General features: G+C 67.3%; 6 protein-coding genes and 1 pseudogene. 3 read left to right on the forward strand and 4 right to left on the reverse strand.

Translation table 11 applies throughout. The annotated features are described in order from the left end of the window. Window positions 1–43: 43 nt before the first annotated feature. Complete coding sequence (gene ubiD, locus DK459_RS23070) at window positions 44–1,588, reverse strand: 4-hydroxy-3-polyprenylbenzoate decarboxylase (protein WP_054449043.1); 1,545 nt, start codon at window positions 1,586–1,588, stop codon at window positions 44–46. A gap of 83 nt (window positions 1,589–1,671) precedes the next feature. On the opposite strand from ubiD, the gene DK459_RS23075 reads away from it, so the two are divergent. After that, window positions 1,672–2,490, forward strand: coding sequence for a lytic transglycosylase domain-containing protein (locus tag DK459_RS23075; protein WP_006386629.1), 819 nt, complete (start codon window positions 1,672–1,674; stop codon window positions 2,488–2,490). 30 nt (window positions 2,491–2,520) lie between these two features. Here DK459_RS23075 and DK459_RS23080 read toward each other — a convergent pair whose 3' ends face one another. From DK459_RS23080 to DK459_RS23090, 3 genes are all read right to left on the reverse strand, one after another. Next, the gene (locus DK459_RS23080; protein ID WP_110135091.1) at window positions 2,521–3,627 is read right to left on the reverse strand and encodes a hypothetical protein; all 1,107 of its coding nucleotides are present in this window, start codon (window positions 3,625–3,627) and stop codon (window positions 2,521–2,523) included. Between the two features lie 316 nt (window positions 3,628–3,943). Further along, a complete protein-coding gene (locus tag DK459_RS23085; protein WP_054449045.1) occupies window positions 3,944–5,053 on the reverse strand; it encodes a fimbrial protein in 1,110 nt (369 codons plus the stop codon). Window positions 5,054–5,434: 381 nt separating this feature from the next. Beyond that, the gene (locus DK459_RS23090) at window positions 5,435–6,595 is read right to left on the reverse strand and encodes a pyridoxal phosphate-dependent aminotransferase (protein WP_020926685.1); all 1,161 of its coding nucleotides are present in this window, start codon (window positions 6,593–6,595) and stop codon (window positions 5,435–5,437) included. A gap of 44 nt (window positions 6,596–6,639) precedes the next feature. Between DK459_RS23090 and DK459_RS23095 the strand changes: the two genes are divergently transcribed. Both DK459_RS23095 and DK459_RS23100 read left to right on the forward strand, forming a co-directional pair. Beyond that, window positions 6,640–7,536 (forward strand): hypothetical protein, encoded by an 897-nt coding sequence (locus DK459_RS23095; protein ID WP_054449046.1) that lies wholly within the window; start codon window positions 6,640–6,642, stop codon window positions 7,534–7,536. Between the two features lie 140 nt (window positions 7,537–7,676). Then, a pseudogene (locus tag DK459_RS23100) lies at window positions 7,677–8,342 on the forward strand (NADP-dependent malic enzyme); the annotation flags it as partial.

Genomic DNA, 8,342 nt, shown 5'->3' on the forward strand with positions numbered 1-8,342 from the left:
TGGGGCGGGGGATGCGGCCAGGGCGGCAGGCCCGGCCATCGGGCTACAGCCCCAGCTGCCCCCACATGTCGTCCACCCGCTTCTTGACGTCGGCGTCCATGGTGATGGGCGTGCCCCATTCGCGCTGGGTTTCGCCGGGCCATTTGTTGGTGGCGTCCAGGCCCATCTTGCCGCCCAGGCCGGACACCGGCGAGGCGAAGTCCAGGTAGTCGATGGGCGTGTTCTCGACCAGCAGCGTATCGCGCACCGGGTCCATGCGCGTGGTCATGGCCCACACCACTTCCTTCCAGTCGCGCGGATTGATGTCCTCGTCCACCACCACGATGAACTTGGTGTACATGAACTGGCGCAGGATGCTCCACAGCCCGAACATGACGCGCTTGGCGTGGCCGGCGTACTGCTTGCGGATCGACACCACCGCCAGGCGGTAGCTGCAGCCCTCGGGCGGCAGGTAGAAGTCGACGATTTCCGGCAGCTGGCGCCGCAGCAGCGGCACGAATACCTCATTGAGCGCCACGCCCAGCACCGCGGGTTCATCGGGCGGTTTGCCGGTGTAGGTGGAGTGGTAGATGGGGTTGCGGCGCAAGGTGATGCGCTCGACCGTGAACACCGGGAACCAGTCCTGCTCGTTGTAGTAACCGGTATGGTCGCCGTAGGGGCCTTCCAGCGCCATCTCGTAGTCGCTGTGGGGCGGCGGATTGACGCCGTCCGGTACCACCGGCGCGATGGCGCGCGGATCCGACGACGGCAGCAGGTGGCCTTCCAGCACGATCTCGGCCCAGGCCGGCACCGACAGGTTGCTGCCCAGCGCCTGCGCCACCTCGGTGCGCGAGCCGCGCAGCAGGCCGGCGAACTGGTATTCGGACAGGCTGTCCGGCACCGGGGTGACCGCGCCCAGCGTGGTGGCCGGGTCGGCGCCCAGCGCCACGGCGATGGGGAAGGGGGTGCCCGGATGGGCCAGCGCGTGGTCGCGGAAATCGAGCGCGCCGCCGCGGTGCGACAGCCAGCGCATGATGAGCTTGTTCGGGCCCAGCAGTTGCTGGCGGTAGATGCCCAGGTTCTGGCGGCGGGCGTTGGGGCCGCGCGTGATCACCAGGCCCCAGGTCAAGAGCGGCGCCACGTCGCCGGGCCAGCAGGTCTGGATCGGCAGGCGCGTCAGGTCCACGTCCTTGCCTTCCCAGACGATCTCCTGGCAGGCCGGGCTCTTGACGTTCTTCGGGCTCATGTCCCACAGCGCCGACTTCAGCATCGACACCTTGGCCAGCGCATCGCGCAGGCCCTTGGGCGCCTCGGGCTCGCGTAGCGAAGCCAGCAACTCGCCGATGTCGCGCAGCGCGCTGACGTCGTCGGCGCCCATGCCGCGCGCCACCCGCGAGGGCGTGCCGAACAGGTTGGCCAGCACCGGCATCCCGGCCGGCTTGCCGTCGTGCAGGGCCTTTTCGAACAGCAGGGCCGGGCCCTCGGCGCGCAGCACGCGGTCGGAAATCTCGGTCATTTCCAGGCGCGTCGAGACCGGCGCGGCGATGCGTTTGAGCTCGCCCATGCGTTCAAGTTGGGCGAGGAAGTCTCTAAGGTCGCGGTATTTCACTACAGATCCCGGCTATTTGGTTACATCTTGGGTAGAAAGAGAGGTTAACATTGACTCCCTCTTTTTTAACGCAGGAGGTTTTCATGCCCGATGCGTCAGTGGCCAGCCTGTTCAGGAGCATGGCCCAAGGAGTGCACCAATATCTTGCCGAATCACTGCGCATCTGCGCCCTCTATCTGGGCATTGCGGTGATCGTGACGGTAAGCATGGGATTCGCCTTGCCCGGTTTGCGCGACCAGGCATTGCAAGTGCACAAAGCCTTGTTGACCGCCCTCGCGCCTTCATCCATGCAGACCGGCGTCGAATCCGAAGCCGGGTCCGAACTCGGCGCCGATTCCTCGTCGGCGATCGCCATGGCCGTTCCCACCGCGCCGTCCAGCAATGCGACCGGCATGCTGGGGCCTGCCCGCGCGGCGCCCGCCGCGCCCAAGAAGCCCGCCATGGTCGCCACCGGCCCGCAGGCCGAAGCGTTGCGCAACTATATTTCGCGCAAGTACAAGGTCGCCTATGATGCGACCGGCCCGCTTCTGAACACCGTGTACAAGGTGGGCCGCGAGAAGCAGCTGGATCCGCTGCTGCTGCTGGCCGTGATCGCCATCGAATCACGCTACAACCCGCTGGCCGAGAGCCATGTCGGCGCGCAAGGCCTGATGCAGGTGATGACGAGCGTGCACCAGGACAAGTTCGATGCCGTGGGCAAGAACCCGCTGGACCCGGGCGCCAACATCGCCGTGGGCGCGACCATCCTGCGCGACTGCATCAACCGGCGCGGCTCGGTCGATGGCGGCCTGGCCTGCTATGTCGGCTCGACCGGGCCGGACGACAACGGCTACGGCGCCAAGGTGCAGGCCGAGCGCCGGCGCCTGGCGCTGGCATCGGGGATCGCGCTGGCCCGCGATTGATCGCGCTGGTCCCTGGAGCGGGTCCGGGGATCAGCGAAAGGTCACGAGTATCGTGACTTGCTGGCTGAACGTCCCCGGCACCAGCGCCGCGCCGGTCTTCATCAGTTCCGCCGAGTAGTACAGGTTCCTGGGATGCTGGGCAACGCTCAATGACTCGGTCGCGCGCCATTCATTGAAGGCGATCGGAATGGCGCCGTTTTCCTTGACTTGCAGCGCAAGGCCGTTCGGCGTGCCGTCGGTGTTTTTCAGCTCGATGTTCTGGTTTTTGGACGTCAGCACCGCGCCGCCTTCGGGCTGGAACTTGATCTGCAGTGGAACCACCATGTTGCCCAGGTCGATGACGCGGAAACCGCCATCGCAGGCTTCGTTGAAATCCGCGGCAATGGTGAACCGCGTGGGCGCTGGCAGCGGCAGATTGCCCACGCTGTATGCCCTGCCCAGGTGAACCGTGCCGGGCGTCGAGATTTTGGCGATGCATGTCGGGATCAGGCTTATGGCCGTGTCGTTGCTGGAGCCGATCTCGATGTGATTCGTATGGATGAATGCGTAATGCATCCTGACCAGGTCGGCGTACGGGGGGAAGTAGGCCCTGACGGGTTGGGTCGGAGGCGTGACGGTGACCAGTTGCAGCCTGCCGAGCAGCAGCCCTGCCGCCGTGAGCGTGGGGTCTGTCGCGGACTTGGGAGCGTAACGCTCGGCGCTCAAGCGGAATCTGTCGTCGGTGGTGTTGCCTGTGGGTTCCCAGTCCGGGTAACCGTTGATCTTGATGATGAGTTTCAGTCCAACCCTGCGCAACTCGTTCAGTACCGAGGTCAAGTTCCCCCCGGACACCAGGAAAGGCGCCGTGCTCGCACTGTTGCTGACGCACACCCAAGGCACGGGCGGCAAGGGGGCATCGTAGACGACCGTGCCGGGCGGATTGGACTTGTCCAACGTCAGGAGCGTTGGCGCGAATTGCCCGGGCGCGGCCTGCGTTCCCATGTCCTGTGTGTAGTTGCCGGCCCGCTTCGGGTCGAGCTGGCACCCGGGGCCCAGCGCATGGGCGGCAACGGGCAGCAGGCAGGCGAATAGGCTTCCCGCCACCGCCAGCGCGCCACGCCGGGGGCGGCGGACCATCGTCGCGATCCGCTTGATCATGAATTGACTCCTGGATAGGCGCGGCCGGGCCGCGCGGCGGCCGGCCGGATTGCGGAAAAGTCCTCGGGGAATATCGGTGGCCACGCGCGGAAATGCCGCGCCGCGATGGGCGTGGCTATTGGTTCCGGGCGATTTCGGCGGGCGCGAAGGCCCGCCATGGCAGTCGGGATTCACCGGGGCGTGGCACGGAAGCCGTGACGCCCGGCGAGTTTGCATGGCAAGGATTATCTGAACGTTAACTTCTCGTCAGATGCCTGGGTGGCGGCGCGCGGGGCGCCTCGCGAACGCGCGGCGCTGCCGCGCTATCTTGCGATGTTCACTGAAAGGTCACCTGGATCGTGACCTGCTGGCTGAATTCGCCCGGCACCATCGGCGCGCCGGTCTTTTGCAATTGCGCCGAGTAGTACAGGGGCAATGGCCGATTGCTCACAGTCAGCGAGGTGGGTGTGTCGTGCCATTGGTTGAATGTGATGGGGAACGCCCCGGCCGCCTTGATCCCGAGCGCCAGGCCATTGGGCTGCCCGTCGCTGTTCTTCAATACGATTGCGCTATCGAACGGAGTGAGTTCCTGGTTGCCCTCGGGCTGGAACCTGACCTTGAGCGGCACGGTGAGCGGGCCCAGGTCGACGATGCGAAAGCCGCCGTCGCAGCTTTCGTCGAAATCCGCAGAGAGCACGAAATTTACCGGGGCAGGCAGTGGCAGATGGCCGACCCCGTAGGCTCTGCCCAAGTGGACCGTTCCCGGTGTCGAAATCTTCGCGATGCATCTGGGAATGAGGGCCACCCTGGTGCCGTTGGTCGATCCGATCTGGATCCTGTTCGTGGCGGCCAGGTAGCCGGGGTGCATTCTGACGATATCGTCCATGGGGCCGAAATAGGCACTGATCGGCCTCGTGGGAGGCGTTACGACGACGAGTTGCATCCTGCCGAGCAATACCCCCTTGGCCGTCAGGGTGGGATCCGTTGCCGACTTGGGCGCATAAATGGCGCTGGTCAGGGGAAGCTTGTCGTCGGTGGTATTGCCTGTCGGTTCCCAGGGTGGATAGTTGTCGATCAGCAGAACCATTTTCAGGCCGGTCTTGGCCAGTTCCTTCAGCACCACCTGCATGTATCCGCCGGGTGTCAGGAAAGGGTGTTGGGTTGCGAGTCCCGCAGTGCAGACCCAGGGGACCGGTGGCAGGGGCTGGTCATACACGACCATGCCTGGGGGATTCGATTTGTCCAGCGTAAGGATGTCGGGCGCCAGCTTGCCCAACGCGTAGGATATGCCCGTGTCTTGCGCGTAGTTCCCGGCTCGCGAAGGGTCGAGCTGACATCCCGGTCCCAGGGCATGCGCCGGCAGGGGCAGCAGGCAGGCCGCCAGCCACGCGGCCGCCAACGCTCCGCGCCAACCGGGGCGGACGGTCCTTGTCTTGGGCGGGATCATGCGATTTCTCCTGGGTCGGCGCCGTGTCACGCGGCGCGGCCGGGCCTGGCCGGAATGCCGAAAAATGAACGGAAAAATATAAGTGGAAGGGGGGCGCCCGAGACCGCGTCAGCACAGGGTTGGCTATTGAGTCGGGAAGATCTGGACGGATTGGAAATACCGGTCCGGCGATCCAGAATCAACGGGCGAGGGGAAGGGGCAGGCGGCCTCTTTGCCAGGCGAGTTTGCATGGCAAGGATTATCTGAACGTTAATTTTTCGTCAGATGGGGAGAGGGCGGCGCAAAGCCGCCCGGCGAGTGTACCCGCGGGGGGCGGGCGTGACCCCGGCAGAGGGCATCGCGGACCGGCGCGGGGCCGCGCCAGGGCGGCCTTGGCGCGCGTCAGCGGCCCAGCAGCTTGCCCATGCGGGCCACGGCTTCTTCCAGCCGGTCCAGGCCGGTGGCGTAGGAAAAGCGCATGGTGTGGCGGCCGTGCGCGGGGCCGAAGTCCAGGCCGGGCACGGCGGCGATGCCGGCTTCGAGCAGCAGGCGCTGCGAGAAGGCGGCGCTGTCGTTGGCCAGGTCGCTGATGTCGGCGTAGATGTAGAAGGCGCCATCGGGCTTGACCGGCACCTTCAGGCCCAGGCGTTCGAACTCGGGCAGCAGGTAGTCGCGGCGCTGTTTGAAGGCTTCGCGGCGGTGTTCGAAGGTGCGCAGGGCGTCGGGGGTGAAGCAGGCCAGGGCGGCGTGCTGCGCCAGGGTGGGAGCGCAGATGGCGAGGCTGCCGGCGATCTTCTCGACCGCGGCCACCATGGCCTCGGGCACGATCATCCAGCCCAGGCGCCAGCCGGTCATGTGGAAATACTTGGAGAAGCTGTTGATGACGATGATGTCGTCGTCCAGCGTCAGCGCGGAGCGCGGCTGGCCTTCGTACGACAGGCCCAGGTAGATCTCGTCGACGATGGCGAAGCCGTCGCGGGCGCGGACTTCGGCCAGCAGCCTGGCCAGTTCGCCATGGTCGATGGAGGTGCCGGTGGGGTTGCTGGGCGAGGCCACCAGCACGCCCTGGGTGGCCTCGGTCCAGTGCGCGGCGACGTCCTGCGCCGACAGCTGGAAGCGCTTGTCGGCCGAGCTGGGGATCAGGCGCGGCCGGCCGCCGGCCGCGAGCACGAAGTTGCTGTTGGCGGGGTAGGAGGGGTCCGGCATCAGGACTTCGGCGCCGGTGTTGACCAGGGCGGCGCAGGCCAGGGTCAGGGCGCCCGAGGCGCCGGCGGTGACGATGACGCGGCGCGGATCGATCCTGGCGCCGAACTGTTCGTGGTAGAACCGGGCGATGGCTTCGCGCAGCGGCATCAGGCCGGCCGGGGCGCTGTAGCCGCTGTGGCCGGCCTGCGCCGCGCGCTGCAGCGCTTCCACGACCTGGGGCGGCGCGGTAAAGTCCGGTTCGCCGATGCCCAGGCTGATGATGTCCTTGCCCGCCGCCTGCAGCGCTTGCGCCTGCTTGAACAGTTCAACCACCTGGAAGGTCAGGAAATCGTTGGTACGGGCGGCAAGGCGGGGCATCGGAATCTCGAAGGCGATTTGAAGCGGAAAAAAGGATTGTAGTCATGCAGCCATCGCGGCGCGCTTTCCTCCTTGGCCGACGGCCGGTCCAGACGCCCTGGGCCACTTTCCTGCAACGGCTGGCGCTGCTGTGCCAGGGGGCCGTGCGCGACCTGGGCGAGGCGCCGGGCCTGGGGCCGCGCGCCATGCTGGCGCCGCAGCGCGAAGCGGACGTGGCCCATGCGCGCGCGCTGTGCGCCGAGTATGGCGTGGTGATGGCGCTGGACGAGGCGCAGGGGCCGTTCGCGCCGGTGAACGGGCCGCTGCTGTCGGTCGATCCGGGCCGCCTGGCGGGGCTGGCGCGGTTGGCGGGGCCGACTCCGCGCTGGCGCGCCCAGCCGGGCGTGCCGCTGGCCGCCCTGGCGCAGGCGGGCCTGCGGCAGTTCGACGGGCTGCCGGGCAGCATGACCCTGGCGCAATGGCTGGCGGCCCCGGCGGCCTGGCCGATGGGACGCTGCGCCGATTCGGGCGTGCTGGCCGTGGACCTGCTGCTGGCCGATGGGGTGGAGGAAACCCTGGGCCCCTTTGGCACGGACGACGTGCAGCCGCTGCGGTCGGCGACGGTGCAACGGCTGGTGCCGGCGCTGTTCCAGCTGGCCGCAGGCGAACTGGCCAGCGCCTGCCGCGCGGCGCCGCGCTGGGGCGCGCGCTACCGCCTGGATGCGCTGGCGCCCGAGGCGCCCGCCACCGTCAACCTGGCGCATCTGGTGCTGGGACACGGCGGCACGCTGGCCTGGGTGCAGGGGGTGACGCTGGCCATCGGGGCGGCGCCGGCCGATTCCGCGTCGGGCGACGCCGCGCCGCCGCAGGCCGCCGCGCTGCGCGCGCGGATCAAGGCGCTGTTCGATCCGTATGGGCGTTTTCCCGAATTGGCGGCGCGCCCGGATGGCGACAATTTGTAAGCCGGGGGTAAGATGGGCGGCGCCCGCGGCCATGGCGGCCGTGCGCGCCGGCGGCCCCCAGCGGGAACGTTTCGTCCGGCCCGCCATCGGAATAGAATTGCCCCCTTTCGTGTTCCTCACTCTAGCCAGTAGCCGCCCCTATGGATGCCAACCTCCGCAAAGCCGCCCTTGAATACCACGAGCACGGCCGTCCCGGCAAAATCTCCGTCACGCCGACCAAGCAGCTCTCCAACCAACGTGACCTGGCCCTGGCGTACTCGCCCGGGGTGGCGGCGGCCTGTGAGGAAATCGTGGCGGACCCGGCCAATGTGTTCCGCTACACCGCGCGCGGCAACCTGGTGGGCGTGATCACCAACGGCACCGCGGTGCTGGGCCTGGGCAACATCGGCGCGCTGGCCTCCAAGCCGGTGATGGAAGGCAAGGCGGTGCTGTTCAAGAAATTCGCCGGGCTGGACGTGTTCGACATCGAGATCAACGAGACCGACCCGGACAAGCTGGTCGAGATCATCGCCGGCCTGGAAGCCACCTTCGGCGGCATCAACCTGGAAGACATCAAGGCGCCCGAGTGCTTCACGGTCGAGCGCAAGCTGCGCGAGCGCATGAAGATCCCCGTCTTCCATGACGACCAGCATGGCACCGCGATCTGTGTGTCGGCGGCCTTCATCAACGGCCTGAAGGTCGTGGGCAAGGACATCGACAAGGTCAAGGTGGTGACGTCGGGCGCCGGCGCGGCCGCGTTGGCCTGCCTGGACCTGATGGTGGACCTGGGGCTGCCGCTGGAGAACATCTGGGTCACCGACATCGAA

Source organism: Achromobacter sp. RW408 (assembly GCF_003184165.1).
Lineage (GTDB): Bacteria > Pseudomonadota > Gammaproteobacteria > Burkholderiales > Burkholderiaceae_B > Achromobacter > Achromobacter xylosoxidans.

Excerpts from the sequence above, each read along its gene's own strand:
- DK459_RS23075 (WP_006386629.1), top strand. The coding sequence starts at position 1,672 with ATGCCCGATGCGTCAGTGGCCAGCCTGTTCAGGAGCATGGCCCAAGGA.
- DK459_RS23080 (WP_110135091.1), bottom strand. The coding sequence starts at position 3,627 with ATGATCAAGCGGATCGCGACGATGGTCCGCCGCCCCCGGCGTGGCGCG.
- DK459_RS23085 (WP_054449045.1), bottom strand. The coding sequence starts at position 5,053 with ATGATCCCGCCCAAGACAAGGACCGTCCGCCCCGGTTGGCGCGGAGCG.
- DK459_RS23090 (WP_020926685.1), bottom strand. The coding sequence starts at position 6,595 with ATGCCCCGCCTTGCCGCCCGTACCAACGATTTCCTGACCTTCCAGGTG.
- DK459_RS23095 (WP_054449046.1), top strand. The coding sequence starts at position 6,640 with ATGCAGCCATCGCGGCGCGCTTTCCTCCTTGGCCGACGGCCGGTCCAG.